At 40.6% G+C, this 19,087-nt stretch carries 15 protein-coding genes and 1 pseudogene; 5 read left to right on the forward strand and 11 right to left on the reverse strand.

Going from position 1 to position 19,087, the window contains the following annotated elements; translation table 11 throughout:
• Nucleotides 1–19: 19 nt before the first annotated feature.
• From ACFILT_RS00395 to ACFILT_RS00405, 3 genes are all read right to left on the reverse strand, one after another.
• Nucleotides 20–211 carry a hypothetical protein gene (locus ACFILT_RS00395; RefSeq protein WP_375678566.1) on the reverse strand — a complete coding sequence of 64 codons (192 nt, stop codon included), beginning with the start codon at nt 209–211 and terminating at the stop codon, nt 20–22.
• Between the two features lie 315 nt (nt 212–526).
• A complete protein-coding gene (locus ACFILT_RS00400; protein WP_375678569.1) occupies nt 527–688 on the reverse strand; it encodes a hypothetical protein in 162 nt (53 codons plus the stop codon).
• Between the two features lie 155 nt (nt 689–843).
• Nucleotides 844–1,170, reverse strand: coding sequence for a hypothetical protein (locus ACFILT_RS00405; protein ID WP_375671982.1), 327 nt, complete (start codon nt 1,168–1,170; stop codon nt 844–846).
• A gap of 789 nt (nt 1,171–1,959) precedes the next feature.
• On the opposite strand from ACFILT_RS00405, the gene ACFILT_RS00410 reads away from it, so the two are divergent.
• Nucleotides 1,960–2,328: a helix-turn-helix domain-containing protein gene (locus tag ACFILT_RS00410; protein WP_375678570.1), complete on the forward strand. Its 369-nt coding sequence runs from the start codon at nt 1,960–1,962 to the stop codon at nt 2,326–2,328.
• Nucleotides 2,329–4,064: 1,736 nt separating this feature from the next.
• On the forward strand, nt 4,065–4,436 hold the full coding sequence (locus ACFILT_RS00415) for a helix-turn-helix domain-containing protein (RefSeq protein ID WP_375678572.1): 372 nt from the start codon (nt 4,065–4,067) through the stop codon (nt 4,434–4,436).
• A gap of 1,687 nt (nt 4,437–6,123) precedes the next feature.
• Here ACFILT_RS00415 and ACFILT_RS00420 read toward each other — a convergent pair.
• The 3 genes from ACFILT_RS00420 to ACFILT_RS00430 form a co-directional block, all read right to left on the reverse strand.
• Nucleotides 6,124–6,519, reverse strand: coding sequence for a hypothetical protein (locus ACFILT_RS00420; RefSeq protein ID WP_375678571.1), 396 nt, complete (start codon nt 6,517–6,519; stop codon nt 6,124–6,126).
• A gap of 643 nt (nt 6,520–7,162) precedes the next feature.
• Nucleotides 7,163–8,398 (reverse strand): MFS transporter, encoded by a 1,236-nt coding sequence (locus tag ACFILT_RS00425; RefSeq protein ID WP_375678573.1) that lies wholly within the window; start codon nt 8,396–8,398, stop codon nt 7,163–7,165.
• Nucleotides 8,399–8,891: 493 nt separating this feature from the next.
• Nucleotides 8,892–9,047 carry a hypothetical protein gene (locus ACFILT_RS00430; protein ID WP_273791293.1) on the reverse strand — a complete coding sequence of 52 codons (156 nt, stop codon included), beginning with the start codon at nt 9,045–9,047 and terminating at the stop codon, nt 8,892–8,894.
• Between the two features lie 541 nt (nt 9,048–9,588).
• On the opposite strand from ACFILT_RS00430, the gene ACFILT_RS00435 reads away from it, so the two are divergent.
• Nucleotides 9,589–9,960 carry a helix-turn-helix domain-containing protein gene (locus tag ACFILT_RS00435; protein WP_375678443.1) on the forward strand — a complete coding sequence of 124 codons (372 nt, stop codon included), beginning with the start codon at nt 9,589–9,591 and terminating at the stop codon, nt 9,958–9,960.
• A gap of 382 nt (nt 9,961–10,342) precedes the next feature.
• Nucleotides 10,343–10,714, forward strand: a pseudogene (locus ACFILT_RS00440) (helix-turn-helix domain-containing protein).
• Between the two features lie 385 nt (nt 10,715–11,099).
• On the opposite strand, the gene clpB reads toward ACFILT_RS00440, so the two are convergent.
• Entirely contained in the window at nt 11,100–13,679 is a 2,580-nt protein-coding gene (gene clpB / locus ACFILT_RS00445; protein WP_375679408.1) for an ATP-dependent chaperone ClpB, read from the reverse strand.
• 456 nt (nt 13,680–14,135) lie between these two features.
• On the opposite strand from clpB, the gene ACFILT_RS00450 reads away from it, so the two are divergent.
• Nucleotides 14,136–15,167, forward strand: a complete 1,032-nt coding sequence (locus ACFILT_RS00450) for a DUF3472 domain-containing protein (RefSeq protein ID WP_375678440.1) — start codon at nt 14,136–14,138, stop codon at nt 15,165–15,167.
• Here ACFILT_RS00450 and ACFILT_RS00455 read toward each other — a convergent pair.
• The 4 genes from ACFILT_RS00455 to infA form a co-directional block, all read right to left on the reverse strand.
• On the reverse strand, nt 15,151–15,381 hold the full coding sequence (locus tag ACFILT_RS00455) for a hypothetical protein (protein ID WP_375678439.1): 231 nt from the start codon (nt 15,379–15,381) through the stop codon (nt 15,151–15,153). The genes ACFILT_RS00450 and ACFILT_RS00455 overlap by 17 nt on opposite strands.
• A gap of 16 nt (nt 15,382–15,397) precedes the next feature.
• Nucleotides 15,398–15,682 carry a DNA gyrase inhibitor YacG gene (gene yacG, locus ACFILT_RS00460; RefSeq protein ID WP_375629124.1) on the reverse strand — a complete coding sequence of 95 codons (285 nt, stop codon included), beginning with the start codon at nt 15,680–15,682 and terminating at the stop codon, nt 15,398–15,400.
• Between the two features lie 21 nt (nt 15,683–15,703).
• Nucleotides 15,704–16,417 (reverse strand): Maf family nucleotide pyrophosphatase, encoded by a 714-nt coding sequence (locus ACFILT_RS00465; protein WP_375678438.1) that lies wholly within the window; start codon nt 16,415–16,417, stop codon nt 15,704–15,706.
• A gap of 232 nt (nt 16,418–16,649) precedes the next feature.
• Nucleotides 16,650–16,868 carry a translation initiation factor IF-1 gene (gene infA / locus ACFILT_RS00470; RefSeq protein WP_004857577.1) on the reverse strand — a complete coding sequence of 73 codons (219 nt, stop codon included), beginning with the start codon at nt 16,866–16,868 and terminating at the stop codon, nt 16,650–16,652.
• Between the last annotated feature and the right edge of the window lie 2,219 nt (nt 16,869–19,087).

Raw genomic sequence — 19,087 nt, forward strand, 5'->3', positions numbered from 1 at the left:
CCACATCACCCACCTCAGCCTAACATTTTTCAATATCACAAGCCTCAGTTATCGAGGTATCACACTTCTCCGGTTCACTATTTTTTGCATTCACTGGTACAATCTCAATACGCGAAACTGTTTTTGATATCTCCACACCTTCAATAACGAGAAAAGACCAAACCTTCACCAGAGATCCAAAACAGCAAATATCATCACGCCCCCTAAGCATTGTACCTCTCGAGTATCACCTCTTCAGCACACGCCCCTCACGCATCGCCATAAAAGCATCTTGCCGGCCCCCCTTCAAACAGACCACCCCAGACGCCATGTACCTCCAAAAAACACCATATGCACCGAAGTCTCCTCCAGTCCACGTCCTCATGCTTCCCCCACCAAAGCTTAACAACGTCACAGCTCACACGCCTAAAGCACACGCCCCTCACCGCAATTTCAATCATAAGCTTTCAGACAAACATCTAGCATCCCCGTTCAAAGACAATATCCCTTAAACATCATGTGCCCAACCCAATATTTTCTCGTAGCTTCAAACCTCAGTGACCAAAGGATCAAGCTTCTCCGGTTCACTATTTTTTGCATTCACTGGTACAATCTCAATACGCGAAACTGTTTTTGATATCTCCACACCTTCAATAACGAGAAAAGACCAAACCTTTACAAAAAATCCAAAACAGTAGATAACAACCACGCCCCCTAAGCATTGTACCTCTCGGGTATCAGCTCTTCAGTACACACCCCTCTGTCATCGCCCATAAAAGCCGGCATCTCGACATAGGAAGCCCAAATATCTCCCACCAAAATATTCTGCTCTCCAGTAAATGCCCAAACATCACAGCGCCTTCTTCAAGCCTCAGTTATCGAGGTATTATGCTTCTCCGGTTCGCTATTTTTTGCATTCACTGGTACAATCTCGATACGCGAAACTGTTTTAACCTGCCCTTCTCCAGCCCCCTGAAGAGGCAAGACTTTTGCCAGCAGCGAAAAAAAAGGAACAGGATTATTCAACGCATGATACTGAAGATAAGACACCAGCCCATCTTCACCATAGTGATATCCAGCCTGCTCCGCCGCTGTCAAAAGAGCTTCATTAAATCGCTTTGTTGTTTTATTTAAAGCCCCTTTTTTCCGCCCTCTTCGACGTAAGGGAAGACAATGTTCATCTACCATCATCATGTTCCTTCCAACTAAAGAGAAACCAAAACCTCAAACACAAAAAATGACATAAAAATCAGCAACAAAATTTGCCAAGCATTCAACAATTAAAAATGGGACACACCCAAAAAGATAAGAGCCCACATAAAGCCCAAATCCTCCGCATAATTTTACAGATTCACATTTTTACGCTTTTCCATCATTACAGAAAGCAGCCAAACGAAACTCAAAAACCACCATCCCCACGCCCCTCTGTAAACACGGGTCTGTCAACAAGCTGATTTCTCGTCTATCAGATTTCCCTGCTGATTATTTCATATGGCTATCCCACACTTCAAAGAATGGTGTTTCATCAAACACGCCAGATAAGCTCTGATCTACAATTCGACTTCAAAAAGCAAATTTTCCTCTGCTGAATAAAGCTTCCACCCCGCACCGATTTTAAACTATCATCCAACCTTTTACCCAATAAATTCCCCTACTAACATCAGATTACCACCCCCAAACATCCCTATTTTACAGTATAACCGTATAGCAAACATTTTAATTTTTCTTGCCAATCTTCTGAAACTACTTTATTGATAGTTCTGTGTTTTTGATCGTCCACGCAACGATCAATAAGGGATAGTAAAGCCCTAAGCTCTAGCGTAAGAATGAACCCACTTTGTGGGTGTCCCGGGATTCCGGGAGTTTTTGCTATGTCCAGGTGTGATAAGCACTAAAAGCAAAAATGCTGACTAGAGCTCAGTACTTTACTACTCCCGGAATACCAATGCGAGGGCGCTCGCAACCGGAGGGGGGCTTGAAGTGCAAACTAAAAATTCACATTTCAACGACATTTCAATAGGTAAAAAAATCCGTCATAGAAGAATTTCAATGGGTCTTTCTCAAAAAGAGTTAGGAAGCCATTTAGGTGTCAGTTTTCAACAAATCCAAAAATATGAAAAAGGTTTAAATCGTGTAAGCGCGGGGTGTTTGCTCGAAATTGCTAAAAAACTAGAGGTTCCTATGAACTTTTTTTATGCGGACCTTTTAACAGCAGATATTCCCACAAAAGAAACTCTCTCACACCACGATCAAGACACATACAGCGAAAAAGAACACGCCCTTTTGAAAAACTTTAGAGAGCTCCAGCCGAAAAAACAAAAAGCAATCTTGTGGTTAATTTCAGATTAGACAAAAGCACACCCATCAACATCCCTCACCAATATATCCAACATCCTTAAAATATAAGCTTCAGATCACGACACTTCAAAGAAGGCAATTTTATCAGACAAGACAGATAAGCCCTACCCTAAAATATTCCCTCACACACTTATCTCCCGTCAACGCGATTTATACCCCTCTTCATCCCAGCTTTCCCCACTCCATTCACAAATGCGTCCCCTAGTTCTCCGACCACATTCCATGCCAAGACAAAAACATACAACGCATAAATCTTTCACTTCACTTTTACGGATTCACATTTTTACGCTTTTCCATCTTTACAAAAGGCAGCAAATGAAACTGTTCTCCCAGCGTCTTATACTGCTCTGTCAAGAATCCAACATCTTGTAGCAGTTTCCTCCTACCAACCACTCAGACAGATCAGCATACCATACCCCTCAAACAACGGATTCAACAAGCAAGGCTTTTCTGAATATTCTTACACCCGTCCCTCTCCAACACAAAGAGCGAAAGCTCCTACAAATACCGATCAATTCCGCTTCGAAGCAAATACCCCACCCAAAAGACAAAGCTTCACACACACACACCAAAAAGCTTCTCCCACAGTGCCAATTTTCACATGCTTCATCCCAGCTTTCCCCGCTCCATTCACAAATGCGTCCCCTAGTTCTCCGACCACATTCCATGCCAAGACAAAAGCATACAATGCATAAATTCTTCACTTCAATTTTACAGATTCGCGTTTTTACGCTTTTACATCTTTACAGAAAGTAGCCAAATGAAATTTCCAAACCAGCCCACCACTCAATAAACAAGAGTCTGTAAACAATTCAACTTTTATCGCGTATATTGCACTTGGAAAACACCCCTCACCACCCCTCAAAGGATACTGTTTCACCAGACACGGACAGATAACCCCTACCCTCCAATATCCAGACACTCTCACAAAAAGCACCGTATAAATTGATATGCTTGAAGGTCCCTCGACGGCATATCCTTGCCTCTAATGCCCCCATCTCACCCTATCTCAAATGACAATATTTTACAGCATAAGGCATAAGGCATAAGGCATAAGGCATAAGGCATAAGGCATAAGAAGATAATGAGATAATTTTTAAGATACAAAAAAATGCTCTCATTTTCCAAATCTTTTAATTGTTCTTGCCAATCCCTTGAAATTACTTTATCACTCAAAAGGTGCCTTGATCGTCTACGCAGCGATCAATAGGGAGTTGAAGCCCGAAAACTCAAACGTTAATTTACCCCACTTTGTGGGTATCCCGGAGTTCTGGGAGTTTTTGCTATGTCCAAGTGCTTGTCAGCACTAAAAGCAAAAGGCTGATTAGGCTCAGTACTTTCAACCTCCCGGAATACTCATGCGAGGGCGCTCGCAACCGGAGGGGAGCTTGAATTGCAAACAAAAAATCCAGATTTCGCACTTTTTTAAAAAGTACCCAATCTTATAGTCTTTGAAATTATTTTGATTTTTCTTGCCAATCTTCTGAAATTGCCTTATGAATTGATCTGTGTTTTTGATCGTCCACGCAACGGTCAAATAGGGAGTTGAAGACCCGAAAACTCGTACATGAATTTATCCCGCTTTGCGGGTATCCCGGAGTTCCGGGAGTTTTTGCTATGTCCAAGTGCTTGTCAGCACTAAAAGCAAAAAAGCTGATTCGAGTTCAGTATTTTCAACCTCCCGGAATACCAATGCGAGGGCGCTCGCAACCGGAGGGGGGCTTGAAGTGCCAACTAAAAATCCACATTTCTACGACATTTTGATAGGTAAAAGAATCCGTCACAGACGCATTTCAATGGGGCTTTCTCAAAAGGAATTAGGAAGCCATTTAGGTGTCAGTTTCCAACAAATCCAGAAATACGAAAAAGGCTCCAATCGTGTAAGCGCAGGATGTTTACTCGAAATTGCTAAAAAACTAGCAGTTCCTATTACCTTTTTTTATACTGATATTTTTGCAGAAGAAGATCTTCCCACAAAAGAAACTCTCTTACACCACGATCAAGACACATACAGCGAAAAAGAACACGCCCTTTTGAAAAACTTTAGAGAACTCCAGCCGAAAAAACAAAAAGCAGTTTTGTGGTTGATTTCTGATTAGACAAAAGCACATCAATCGACATCCGTTGCCAATATCCCCCTCTGCCTAAAGCCTTGCCGCCTGATACCACCACATCTCAAAAAACGGTTTAGGCACCGGTTTACGACATCATAGGATAACAAACTTCAAAATAGGATAAAAACACCAAAACCTTGGAAAAACATCCCCACCTCTCTCACAGAATCTTATCAAAAGATCTCTTCTGATTTAAACGCACAATTCCGATTGTATCATTATGATACCTTTTTACATTTACCTTGTCAAGTTTTTATATTTTTCTTTTGATATTTTTGTGTTTTTCTTTAAGGGATCCACATCCCTCAAAACACCTTTTCTGCAAAATGCCCCTCATACAAAACACAATGTCTAAAACAACAAGAGCTAAAATAGGATTTTTCCTAAATAGGCATCCCTCTAAATGGGCTTCCGCCTAAATAGAATTCCCTCTAAATAGGATTTCCCCTCTAAATAGGCTTTCATTGTATTGCTCATTCACCCACTTATTAAGAAAACACCTCTCAATGCTTCTCACACCCATTTCACGGATATCCCCATACAAATATAGATGCAACTATAATTGTTAAGCTCCGCATAGAATATAAACGCCCACCACGAGATTTTTCTCTCTTCACATCTCTTTAACACATCAGCTCTGCAATCTGTTCACAGCCATTCCCCACACACCCTTCTCCAACCAACACACAGCACCCTTCATTTCCCCTCCATTCACGAAGACACTTCCCCCAATCCTCCCACCACATTCCATGCCATGATAAAAGCTCTCACAAAGCACAAATCCTCCGCTTCATTTTACAGATTCACATTTTTACGCTTTTACATCATTACAGAACGAAGCCAAGGAAAGGTTCACCACCCCGCACAGCTCTATAAACAATAGTCTATAAACGAACCCAGCTTTTTGCCTAGTACCCTTACAGTCTTCAGACGCCCTCCTCAAACGACAGCACTTCGTCAGGCTTGACAAATCAAGCCCTATCTCCTCGCCATCCTTCACGCATCTCTTTGCACCAACGCCTTACCCACACTCTCCCCCCTATCCATGCGCACACTCTCTTCATCCTCCATTCCCCCTTTTTCTCTCCCATCACACACTCACAACTTAACAGCCACTCTTCATCCCAGCGTTCCCCGCTCCATTCACAAATACATCCCCCAATCCTCGCACCACATTCCATGCCATAATAAAAGCTCTCACAAAGCACAAATCCTCCGCTTCATTTTACAGATTCACATTTTTACGCTTTTACACATTTACAGAACGCAGCCAAAGGAAACTCCCAAACCACCACGCGACAATTTGATAAAAACAAAACACCTTTTTAATAATCTCAAACAACAGATTTCTGTAAAGAGTTCATATGAATTTGATTGTTTAGATCTGACTATTAGATTGGCATATAGAGCCGTAGAACAGAAAGTAATTTTCTATAAGACAGAAACGATAAAAGCGCTATATAACTGAGACAGAACATGAAGGATTGCAAACAGATAAAACGACATCTTTCTTCGTTACAACACTGAAATTGTAAACGAGACGACGAATAACTATCGTCTGAATATGCAATTTCATATCTGCAAATTTTTATTGATTAATTCAATCCCAACACTTCCCCTGAAACACATTTCTTCATTATCTACTTCTTTGAGACAAACCGGCAAAGGGGTTTCATCTATTATAAGTACGGAAATAATAACGGGTTACTCCAACCTCATCATAAGAAACCATAGACATGATACCTGTCTTTATTGGCGTTATTTGATAAGTCAAGATTACACCATTTTGCTGTTTGTTTGGTTGATCTGTATAGATCACGTTATATCCATTCCGTCGCAAGAGATCAATAAATACAGGAGTAAAGTTGTCTTCTGTTTTATTTTTTTTCACAATAAGTGTTGTTGTAGCGGGCGGTAAAGGTTTTTTAAGATTACGAACAAAATCGTTAGCAATTAATTTTACATCATCTTTCGTAATATTTGGACTGACATAACTTGATGAATAATTATTGATAGATGCACAACCAGCCACCAATACAAGCGGTAACGGAAATAAATATTTTGACATCTTAACTCCCCTATTAATTGTATTCTCTTCTGAGAAGCTCCTACACCAGAAATAAGAGCATCCTTTCAAAGAATAGCCTTAACAACATACTGCTTTACTATCAAGCATTAGTTAATCACTTTCTCGCTTGTTTAAAAAACGACCACCATCTCTCATAGTACTCAAAGCTTATGTTTAAGACACAAAATATATATGTTAAAAGTACGAAAAAACACATGTAAAGCATATAGTATATGTATACTTACTTTCATGGTGTATTGCATTACATAAACCAACGCACAGCACCCTTCATTTCCCCTCCATTCACGAAGACACTTCCCCCCAATCCTTCTCACCCCTCCATATCATGACAAAAAACACGCACAATATATGAACCCATAAATCCTCCACTTCACTTTTACAGATTCACATTTTTACGCTTCTCCACATTTACAGAACAAAGCCAAGGAAAGGTTCACCACCCCGTACCACTCTATAAACAACGGTCTGTAAAGAATTCAAATGCTTGCCTAGCAAGTTTCCACCACTGACCACTCATTCGTTTCAGAGCACCCCCTTCAAAGAGCTGTGTTTTTACCTCATGAATAAGATAATGAGCGAACCGTCTTTAGAAAAAAGAAACGGCATGGAGATATCAAATATATCAATGGTCGTCATCGACTGTCGTGTTAAGAGGTGTTAACTCTTTATTTTTCTTAATTTTTACAACGCCAATAATTCCCGTGGAAATAATTAATGCGGACATCGCTAAAAAAGAGCTTAACAATCCCACGAGAGCCAAAAGTCCAGCAATAAAGCCAGACATTGCTTCCGCAGAGTTTGCTAAAGTTGAAAAGGTTCCAAAACTCTTACCAAAATCTTCACGACGAGAATATAATTGAATAGCTGAGACTAAACCAATATCCACAAAGGCACCAATAAATCCTAAAACAAATGCTAACACGAGAAGGAATTTTAAATAAATTTCTGCAGCTAAGGGCATAACAAACAGAATAACCCCATAAAGAAGCCAAAATATCATGAGCTTCAACGAAGTAATATTTAATATAATTTTACTATATAACAAACCACCAACAATAGTTCCAACAGCCATGAGAGAAAAAATATAACTCACAAGACTCTCCTCTCCCCCCACAAAAAGAACAAAAGCTGGAATTAAAAATCTTAAAATTGCACCCGTAAAGAGAATAGCAAACGACGAGCCAACGAGCGTAATAAATAAATTATTATTTTCTGTAGAAATATATTTAAGATATGAAGCTGTGTCTCGATAAATTTTTATAAAATTGAATGATTTATTCTCGCTTGAATTTAAATTCATGAGATTAAATAACACGATAATAGATATAAAATAGGTAAAAAAATCAAAAATGAGTACTGCCGATTTATTTGCTAAAAAAAGCAGTATGGAACAAACCAAAGGGCCAATGACGGCTGCCGTTTCCATGATAATTTGAGCAATGCTATTGGCCTTTGTAAGATCTTTTATTGAAAACATTCTGGGAATAGCAGCTTGAAAACTTGGTTGGAAAATACTTCTTCCTATCGTTGTACATATTGCTGCAAAAATAAGAACAATGATATGTGCCGTACCTGTTATATAAGTTATAAAAACAAACAATGAAGCTAATAATCTAACAACTTCACTTAAGATCATATTTTTCTTCAAAGAAAAATTATCCGCTAACCAACCTCCTATAGGGCCAAAAAAGAGAAAAGGGATAAATCGAAAAAAATACACAAGACCTGTAAAAAAGGTGTTATCTGTTAATTCTAAGACCAGTAAAATAAAAACAACTTCATAAGCATAATCACCAACTTTGGAAATAAAGAGAGAGCAAAAAAGAGCTAATGGACTCTTTTTTAAAAACAAATTCATATCAACCATCCGATATTAAACTTTTCTACACTTAAAGTTACACTTCCTTCGATACAATTGGTGATATGAACTTCAGAAGAGTCTTTTATTCTAATAAATCGCTTAATAAGTTTAGTAAAAATTTTTAAAGAAATACTCCTCTTGATATAAGCATTTACTCTAATATCAAGTAATATATTAATTTTTCTTGCTTATTTGCTTAAAAAAAAGAAAGAATGTAAAAATTATGAGATCACAATCTTCCATATTATTACATTGACCTCCACCCCACGTCTCAAAGAATGAAAATTCCCAACCAGCACTAGTCTACAATCCCATAATAAAAAGCAACTTTCCCCACAAAATAAAGCTTACACCCAACCACTTCTCAAACGACAGCACGTCATCAGGCTCGACAAATCAAGCCCTATCTCCTTAAAAACCGCCATCCTTCACGCATCTCTTTGCAACACCCGCCTTACCCACACTCTCCTCTTATCCATGCGCACTCTCTTCATCCTCCATTCCCCCTTTTCTCTCCCATCACACACTTAACAACTGAACACCCCTCTTCCTCCCAGCTTCCCCCTCCATTCACGAAAACACTTCCCCCCAATCCTCGCACCACATTCCACGCCCCCAAAAGCCCAAAGTGACCAAAAACACGCACAATATATAATCCACAAATCCCCCACTTCACTTTTACGGATATACGTTTTTACATCATTACAGAACGAAGCCAACGAAAGGTTCACCACCCCGCACCGCTCTATAAACAATAGTCTATAAACGAACCCAGCTTTTTGCCTAGTACCCCTTACAATCTTCAGACCCCCCCCTCAAACGACAACACTTCATCAGGCTCAACAAATCAAGCCCTGCCCTCAAATATTCTAGCTCTTCACTCCCCCTAAAAGAGCAGTGTTTTACGGCATAATAGAATAGAAAATTCTTGATTGTTCTTGCCAATCTTCTGAAATTACTTTATCACTTAAAGTGTAATTTTGGTCGTCTACGCAACGATCAATAGGGATTAAAAACCCGAAGACTTGACACATAAATTTATCCCGCTTTGCGGGTATCCCGGGATTCCGGGAGATTTTGCTATGTCCAGGTGCTTTGGCACTAAAAGCAAAAAGCTGAGTCAAGTCAGTGTTTTTAACTCCCGGAATACCAATGCGAGGGCGCTCGCAACCGGAGGGGGGCTTGAAGTGCCAACTAAAAATCCACATTTTATCGACATTTTGATAGGCAAAAGAATCCGTCATAGACGCATTTCCATGGGACTTTCCCAAAAAGAATTAGGAAGCCATTTAGGTGTCAGTTTCCAACAAATCCAAAAATACGAAAAAGGCTTCAATCGTGTAAGTGCCAAATGTTTACTGGAAATTGCTCAAAAACTAGAAGTTCCTATGAACTTTTTTTATGCAGACATTGCCACAAAAGAAGATCTTCCAACAAAAGAAACCCTCTTACACCACAATCAAGAAACCTATAGCGAAAAAGAATACACTCTGTTGAGAAACTTTAGAGAGCTCCAGCCGAAAAAACAAAAAGCAATCTTGTGGTTGATTTCTGATTAGGCAAAAGCACAACGATCAACATTATTCAATAATATATCAAACAACAAAACATCCTTAAATCAAATTCAAACCAACACACCATCCCCCTGTTTTACGGCATAATAGAATAGAAAATTCTTGATTTTTCTTGCCAATTTTCTGAAACTACTTTATTACTTAAAGGGTGAGTTTGGTCGTATACGCGACGATCAATAGGGAACTGAAAGCCCGAAACCTCGATACATAAGAATGAACCCACTCTTGTGGGTGTCCCGGGATTCCGGGAGATTTTGCTATGTCCAGGTGCGATGAGCACTAAAAGCAAAATGCTGATTCGAGGTCAGTGCTTTCAGGCTCCCGGAATACCAATGCGAGGGCGCTCGCAACCGGAGGGGGGCTTGAAGTGCCAACTAAAAATCCACATTTTATCGACATTTTGATAGGCAAAAGAATCCGTCATAGACGCATTGCAATAGGGCTTTCCCAAAAAGAATTAGGAAGCCATTTAGGTGTCAGTTTCCAACAAATCCAAAAATACGAAAAAGGCTCAAACCGTGTAAGTGCCAAATGTTTACTAGAAATAGCCAAAAAACTAGATGTCCCCATACACTTCTTTTATGCAGACCTTGCCACAAAATAAGATCTTTCAACAAAAGAAACTCTCTTACACCACGATCAAGAAACCTATAGCGAAAAAGAACAGGCACTTTTAAAAAACTTTAGAGAACTTCAGCCGAAAAAACAAAAAGCAATCTTGTGGTTGATTTCTGATTAAGCAAAAGCGCAACGATCAACATCATTCCATTCATATTCCCTTAAGTCGAATTCAAACCAGCACACCCCTTCAAAGAGCAATGTTTTACGGCGGATAAACGGCATTTCTCTTTAACGCTTTTACGCACAAAGCAATAAAGCAATCCCGCTTGTGACTTCACTTATAACATTGCAAGAAAATAGCTTTCACTACAACCAGAAGTAAAAGAATCCTACGATATTCGAGAACACTCATTTAACATGCAAAAACACCGACCACTCCCTTTGCTTTGCAATAAAATACCGCTGTCTCATCGTGAATTTTTCTAAATCAGCACGCTTCAAAGAGCGGTGTTTATCACATAATAGGATTATCACCGCCCTTTATACCATGAATTTTTCCAAACTTAATCTTCAGGCAAAAATTCCAATCGATCTCCTTGTTTTGTAATTTTCACCGTTGTCTCATCGTGAATTTTTCCAAATAAGATATTTTCCGCCAGTGGGTCTTGAATTTCTTTTTGAATAATCCGTTTAAGCGGACGCGCACCATAAAGGGGATCATAGCCTTTATCGGCAAGAAATTTTCTCACCTCTGGCTCGATTTGCAAAGTTATTTTGCGTTCATTGAGCAAATTTTGCAAATGTTCTATCTGAATATCGACGATCGCTTCCATATCGTGACGTTGCAGCCTTTGAAAGAGAATAATCTCATCAATACGGTTTAAAAATTCAGGACGGAAAGCCGCTTTAACGACATTCATAACATCATTTTTTGCCTGCTCAACGGTTTGCCCTTCAGGCAAAGCAGTTAAAAATTCAGCACCAAGATTAGAAGTCATAATCAGCAAGGTATTGCGAAAATCGACGGTACGTCCTTGACTATCGGTCAAACGTCCCTCATCCAACACTTGCAACAAGAGATTAAAAATATCAGGGTGTGCTTTTTCAATTTCGTCGAATAGAATGACCTGGTAAGGTCTTCTACGTACAGCCTCCGTCAGCACCCCACCCTCTTCATATCCAACATATCCAGGTGGCGCCCCAATCAGCCGCGCCCCAGCATGCTTTTCCATATATTCCGACATATCGATGCGCAACATGGCATTGGAGTCTTGGAAAAGAAAAGCGGCAAGAGCTTTGGTTAATTCGGTTTTCCCCACACCAGTAGGACCCAAAAACATGAAAGAGCCAAGCGGACGATTGGGATCTTGCAACCCTGCACGCGCGCGGCGTACAGCACGAGAAACAGCTTGAACAGCCTCTCCCTGACCAATCACACGTTTGCTAATTTCATCTTCCATCCGCAACAGCGCCTCCCGTTCTGCCTCCAGCATTCGATCAACAGGAATACCGGTCCAGCGTGAAACAATCCGCGCCACATGTTCAGCAGTAACCGTCTCTTCAACGAGATGATTTTGTTGGTCATCATTTTCCGCAATACTCAATTGTTTTTCGAGTTCAGGGATAACGCTATAAGCGAGCTCTCCAGCGCGTTGGAATTGTCCATCACGTTGTGCAATAGCCAAAGCATTACGGGCTTCTTCGAGTTGTTTTTTCAAATCAGCAGCATGCCCTAATTTTTGTTTCTCAGCCTGCCAAGCACTTGTCATCTCAGCGGACTGCTGTTCCAATGTTTTCAGTTCCTCCTGCACATTTTTCAAACGTTCTTTTGCTGTTGGCTCGACATCTGTTTTCAAAGCTTCCCGTTCGATCTTCAACTGTAAAATACGCCGATCAACAGCATCGAGTTCTTCCGGCTTTGAATCGACCTGCATGCGCAACCGCGCCGCCGCTTCATCGATAAGGTCAATAGCTTTATCCGGCAAGAAGCGATCCGTAATATAGCGGTTAGACAAACGCGCCGCCGCAATCAAAGCACTATCAGCCAAGCGCACTTTGTGATGTTGTTCATATTTTTCCTTAATACCGCGCAAAATAGAAATAGTATCTTCCAAAGAGGGTTCAGGTACAAAGACAGGTTGAAAGCGGCGTGCCAAAGCAGCATCTTTTTCGACATATTTTCGATATTCATCGAGCGTAGTAGCGCCCACACAATGGAGTTCTCCGCGTGCAAGAGCAGGTTTTAACAAGTTAGAAGCATCCATAGGACCATCAGATTTTCCAGCGCCAACGAGATTATGCAATTCATCGATAAACAAAATGATCTGACCATTTTCAGCTTGCACCTCTGCCAGCACCGCTTTAAGGCGCTCTTCGAATTCCCCACGATACTTTGCACCAGCGATAAGCGCTCCCATATCCAACGCATGAAGCTGTTTATCCCGCAAAGTTTCAGGCACATCGCCATTGATAATGCGCAATGCCAACCCTTCCACGATAGCTGTTTTCCCCACCCCAGGCTCACCAATCAACACGGGATTATTTTTGGTACGCCGTGAAAGCACCTGAATAGTGCGGCGGATTTCCTCTTCCCGCCCAATCACAGGGTCGAGTTTTCCTTCACGGGCATCTTTTGTGAGATCCCGGGCATATTTTTGCAAGGCATCATATTGTCCTTCAGCATGGGGGCTTGTTGCTGTTTTTCCTTTCCGCAGCGCATTAATTGCCCGATTAAGCGCTTGCGGGGTCAATCCTCCACTTGTTAAAATATCGGCTGTTTTTGCGGTCTTTTCCATGATCAGCGCTTGCAACATGCGCTCCACGGTCACAAACTGATCACCGGCTTTTTTCGCAATATCCTCAGCCAGCGCGAAAACTTTTGCCAATGGCTGCGAAAGATAGAGCTGTCCATTTCCCCCCTGCACTTTAGGCAAAGCATCAAGTGCTTCTTTTAGCGCCTTTTGAATAAGAGTAAGATCACCACCAGCGTTTTGGATAAGCGATGCAGCCAATCCTTGAGAATCGTCTAACAACACTTTCAGGAAATGCTCCGGCATAAACTGCTGATGATCAGAAGCAAGAGCGCTATTTTGTGCTGATTGTAAAAAACCCTGCACGCGTTCGCTATATTTTTCCAAGTTCATTTTTTTTCCTTAAATCTCAAGCCATCACCACACTTTAACCTCTCCAATATTCCACAAAAGAAACATCCAGAAAGGATTTTCCAGCCTCTAAAAAACACCGCGAAAAAAGCAGCAAGAAGAAGAACCATAGTGCTAAAAAGAATATGGGTTTCTACAAGCCTCATAGCAAGAGGGAGAAAAAAATACGCTATCATTTTAAATAAAAACCGCAACTTTTCTTATACCCCCCATCATCACTCCCCTTTTTAAACCATCACCCCTAAATTCCACCATTAAACTTAAATTTGAACAGCAGAAAAGGAGCATGCAAAAACACTTTAAACAAAGTAGTCTTTACAGCATATAGTTTAGAGTAAACATTAAAGTATTTTCTCTAATTTTACTTAACAAATCATTGCATTTATGCTTTAATACTTATAAAGTTACACTATTTTTATTAAGATAGAGGATTTGAGTATGTACCATACTGTAAAAAAGGTTATTTTAATACTTTTATTCCTTCTGATAAGTAAACCAAGCTATGCCATTTTTGCCGGCAAAGTTATTACAATAGAGCATGAATGGCTTAAAAATGCATCATTTGATCTATTTGTTTTCACCCAGCAAGTAAATTACGATGGTGGGCCTAACTCCATCTATTTCTGGGGAAATAAATTTGAATTCCAAAATGGAAAAAGTGGACAAATTGGTTTTTTCAACAGGAGCAGCCGTACCATTCATTTTTCTATCTGGAATGCAACGGGATGGAAGGGTAATACATGTAAGCATTTTACTCAGGAAGGTTCAGGAGTACGATGTGAAATTAACTTTCCATGGGAGATGGGACGCAGATATCGATTATATGTTGAAAAAAATGAAAATCTAGTTACAGCGACAGTAGTCGATTTTATAACGGGTAAAAAAGTGAATATTGGGACCATAGAAGTACCAAATACATTTGGACAACTCCGTAAATCTTCAAGTTTTGTTGAAGACCATTCTCGTTGGAAGAGACATCTCTCCTCCTGTTATGATTTAAGTCCACAAAGTTCGATTTTTTTTGAGCCTCAAGGCATAAAACAAAACAAGCTACACGAAGGAAGTCTGAGAGTTTCTAATCAAGGAAAGTGTCGAGATTCTGACTTCATCCAAACATCATGTACATCCAACTTTTGCATGACAAGTATAAGCGACTTTGGAGGTTTAGCCTCGCCTACTACTAAACCAGAAATACCCATTTCCAATGAGAAAGATCTGTCTGCAGAAACAATTTCTAACGTTTTGAAACAAAAAGAGCTTGTCGTTATTCGTTCAAAAAATCGTTCTTGGGCACCCAATATCTTTTTGCCATCTCCTGATTCATTTAAGTGGAAATCAATCTTTATAGATCATCTAGCGGCTTTCAGTTCTACGCTTCACACCACTCACGGCACACAAAAGATAACCACAGGTCAAAAGATTATGTATATGTCTGATGGAAAAACTTGGAAGATTATGAAAAGAAACTAGCTTTTTTCTTCTTGATAAGCCCCTCACTCCCCTTTGAAAACAACTGGGGGTGAGAAAGTTTTTTTTCATTTCCCCACCACGGCTCCCTTTCCCAGTTATTTTTTCGAGCCCTGCTCTCATCCCCTTTAACTTCCCTCGTCACCAGACTTTCCAGGGCATTTTCTCCATTCTCACCCCCTTTCAAAACCACAACACCCTTTAATAAAAGCCTCACCTCCCTCTTCTATCCTTTATTCTTCTTCATCACTTACTTGTGGTGGGGGTGGTAAAATATAAGAGCCTGAAAGCCAACGATTAAGATCAATAGCTCGGCACCGTGTGGAACAAAAAGGATAAGAAGATTTTTGTGACATCTGACCACAAATAGGACAAGGATGCGGAGGACGGGTCTCTTTTTGCAAATTTAGCTCTTTTTGTTCTTGGCACACCTTTGTCATTGGCTTCTTCATTAACTTTTCTTCTATTGCTTTTTTTTCATTTTTGCTTTTCTCTTTTTGTTGCTTTTCACCTTGCATTGATCTTACCTTAAAGTTTTTCTAATGCGTTTGTTCAGCCCAGTGAGTGAAAAGTGGATAGTGATAAGCGGTCAAGAGATCGGCTGTTTCAGCCAAAGGCAATCCCACAACATTAGAATAAGAACCCGTGATATGGACAACAAAAGCCCCTGCTTTTCCTTGGATAGCGTAGCCACCCGCTTTCCCTCGCCATTCTCCTGAAGCAAGGTAAGCCTTCATCATGGCAGAGGTTAAGCGTCTAAAGCGAACACGACTTTCAACCAATTTTACGGTTATTTTTCCACGTTCATTAAGCGCACAAATGGCACCATAGACCTTATGCGAACGCCCAGAAAGGTATCGTAAACATTCATAAGCCTCATCCTCGCTTTCTGGTTTGGGGAAAATGGTCCGCCCAACAGCCACCACCGTATCAGCCGCCAAGATAATCATTTTCTGTCCAGGTAATTTTTCTTGACTATTCTGCAACTCGTCTTGACCATTCTGACTGTACCAGCGCAAAATTTTTTGGGCTTTCAGTGCTTTTTCTTTTGCCAAACGTTTGGCAAGGTTTGCAGGATGTTCTTTTAATTTTGGCGTTTCATCGATATCGCTTGCATAAACCTGCTGGGGATCAATCCCTATTTGTGCCAAGAGCGCTAAACGCCTTGGCGAAGCGGAGGCAAGCACCAAATGAATTTCTTCTGTAAGAGTATCTGCCAAACGTTTTTCCCCCCACTCTCTTATATTTCTCATTTCCACCCCTTCACAATCGACTTCTCTCTCACCCCCTTAAGCGCCTCCTTTTAAGCGCCTCCTTTTAAGCGCTATTGATCTCCTTATCCTTTTTCCGCATCGATTTTACAGTTTTTCAAGGCTCTTCAAACACTCCTCTTTTTTCACTCATGAAAAGCAAACTAAAAAACTGTTAAAAAATAATAGAAATAATATGATAGCTTTTAGAAAAAAGTGCAAGCCACCCACGAGGCTACTTATAGCGATATGTAATACGCCCTTTTGTCAAATCATAAGGTGTCATTTCCACCATGATTTTATCACCGGCCAACACCCGTATACGATTTTTCCGCATTCTACCAGCGGTATGGGCAATAATTTCATGATCATTTTCCAGTTTCACACGAAACATCGCGTTAGGTAAGAGTTCAGTAACGATACCAGAAAATTCTAAAACTTCTTCTTTTGACATAAACAAACATTTCCTTTACAGTGCACATATTTTGTTAAGCTGCGCGTTATTTCCAGCGTTCATATCCTATTTTCTTAAGTTTGTGAATAAAAATTCCACAAAAAGGGAAAGGTTTTTCAAGTTTACTCTTCCATGCTCTCAAAAAACGTCATCCCACACCTTAAGAATCAAAACTTTTTTTTCACCAATTTTACCCGCTAATTTCCTTCAATTTTTATGATGATTTTGGTTTCAGTGTGACAAGAAATTACGCTAATTTTTTCCCCTAAAGCATTTTCCCAACACCTCTGACTAATCCCTCCACAACTTACGAACAATCATCCTCCCTCCAACTTTTCCTCACCTTCCACACCTTAAACATGTGCCCTTCAGATAAACACCACTCCCCCTCACGCCAGAAGCCCTTCCTTTTCTCAAAAACCTTCTCCATTCTTCACTCACCATTCACAACATGCTTCACTGCCCCACACTTCATACTCTATGCATTTCCCATACAGCCTTCCCCATTTTCTCTCTCTTCACACGCTTCCTCTAAGCCACTCCTTCCATTTATGTTGTTCTTCCTACCTTTGAAAACACGATCCCTATACATTGCGTATCATTAACCACAACGCCTCTAACGACATAAAGCCTTTTCCTTTTTTACACATTTCCGTTTTTACGCTTTTACATATTTACAGAATAAAGCCAAATGAAACTTCCACACCGCACCACTCTATAAACAATAGTATTACCCCAGCTTCTTGCCTAGCCAATCTCCCCCAAGCACTTCAGATCACCCCACATCCACGGACTTCAGCCCCCCCTCAAATGACACCACTTCATCAAGTACCATAAAAGCAAAGCGCTATCTCCTCACACCATCCTTCACGCATCCCTTCGCACCACCGCCTCTTACCCCCTCTAGTCTGTTCATTCCTATTCCGCCCCCACATTCTCTTCTCCCTTCAATCTCCAGCAGGCTTCATCCCAGCTTACCACTCCATTCACAAAAACTCTTTCCCCCATTTATCTCACCACATTCCATGCCATGCCAAAAGCATACACCCCACATAAAGTCCCAGCTTCCTTTTTTACACATTTCCGTTTTTACGCTTTTACATATTTACAGAATAAAGCCAAATGAAACTTCCACACCGCACCACTCTATAAACAATAGTATTACCCCAGCTTCTTGCCTAGCCAATCTCCCCCAAGCACTTCAGATCACCCCTCAAACGAGATTATTTCATCAAACGCGACAAAAAAATCCAGCCTAAAATACTCATCATACACTCTAAAAACACCTTGATAAATTGATATGCCTGATATCACTCCCCCTATAAGCTCCCCTTCTAATCATGATTTCGGAGCCGCGTGAGAGGGACAAAACAAGCCGTTAAGTTCTGGGGGTCAAGGACGCCGTTAGGCGCCATGTAATGGTCTCCTTGACACTAAGAACCAAGACTTGTTAGTCCTCTCATTAAAAGCGGATCTGATGTCATGATTTTGGTGAGCGTTCCGGAGAGTTTAAGAGGCGGAAAGCCTCTCATTAAAAAATAAAGTTTATAAATAAAAACTATTTTTATTTGCCAATCTCCTGAAATTGTTTTATTAATTGGCATGTGATTTTGGTCGTATACGCAACGACCAATAGGAATTTGAAAGCCTGAAAACTCGCTAAACAAAAATCGATACCACTTTAATGGTATCCCCGGAATTCCGGGGGCTTTTGCTATGTCCAAGTATTATAAATACTAAAAGCAAAAGGCTGATCGAGTTCAGTGCTTTCAAACTCCCGGAATACCAATGCGAGGGCGCTCGCAACCGGAGGGGGACTTGAAGTGCAAACTAAAAATCCATATTTTATCGACATTCTGATAGGTAAAAGCGCGATTTATAATCCATATTTCGCACTTTTTTAAAAAGTACCCAATCTTATAGTCTTTGAGATTATTTTGATTTTTCTTGCCAATCTTCTGAAATTACTTTATCACTTAAAGTGTAATTTTGATCGTCCACGCAACGATCAACAGGGAACTAAAAGCCCTAAACCCTAGCGTACAATTGAACCCACTCTTGTGGGTATCCCGGAATTCCGGGAGTTTTTGCTATGTCCAGGTGCGTTTCCGCACTAAAAGCAAAAAAGCTGACTAGGGTTCAGTACTTTTAGACTCCCGGAATACCAATGCGAGGGCGCTCGCAACCGGAGGGGGGCTTGAAGTGCAAACCAAAAATCC

The organism is Bartonella sp. AP7XZML (assembly GCF_042195745.1).
Taxonomy (GTDB): Bacteria; Pseudomonadota; Alphaproteobacteria; order Rhizobiales; family Rhizobiaceae; genus Bartonella.

Bases quoted from the DNA above. Each gene is read 5' to 3' on its own strand.
- ACFILT_RS00395 (WP_375678566.1), bottom strand. From the start codon at position 211: ATGCTTAGGGGGCGTGATGATATTTGCTGTTTTGGATCTCTGGTGAAG.
- ACFILT_RS00405 (WP_375671982.1), bottom strand. From the start codon at position 1,170: ATGATGGTAGATGAACATTGTCTTCCCTTACGTCGAAGAGGGCGGAAA.
- yacG (WP_375629124.1), bottom strand. From the start codon at position 15,682: ATGCAAGGTGAAAAGCAACAAAAAGAGAAAAGCAAAAATGAAAAAAAA.
- infA (WP_004857577.1), bottom strand. From the start codon at position 16,868: ATGTCAAAAGAAGAAGTTTTAGAATTTTCTGGTATCGTTACTGAACTC.
- ACFILT_RS00420 (WP_375678571.1), bottom strand. From the start codon at position 6,519: ATGTCAAAATATTTATTTCCGTTACCGCTTGTATTGGTGGCTGGTTGT.
- ACFILT_RS00425 (WP_375678573.1), bottom strand. From the start codon at position 8,398: ATGAATTTGTTTTTAAAAAAGAGTCCATTAGCTCTTTTTTGCTCTCTC.
- clpB (WP_375679408.1), bottom strand. From the start codon at position 13,679: ATGAACTTGGAAAAATATAGCGAACGCGTGCAGGGTTTTTTACAATCA.
- ACFILT_RS00450 (WP_375678440.1), top strand. From the start codon at position 14,136: ATGTACCATACTGTAAAAAAGGTTATTTTAATACTTTTATTCCTTCTG.
- ACFILT_RS00465 (WP_375678438.1), bottom strand. From the start codon at position 16,417: ATGAGAAATATAAGAGAGTGGGGGGAAAAACGTTTGGCAGATACTCTT.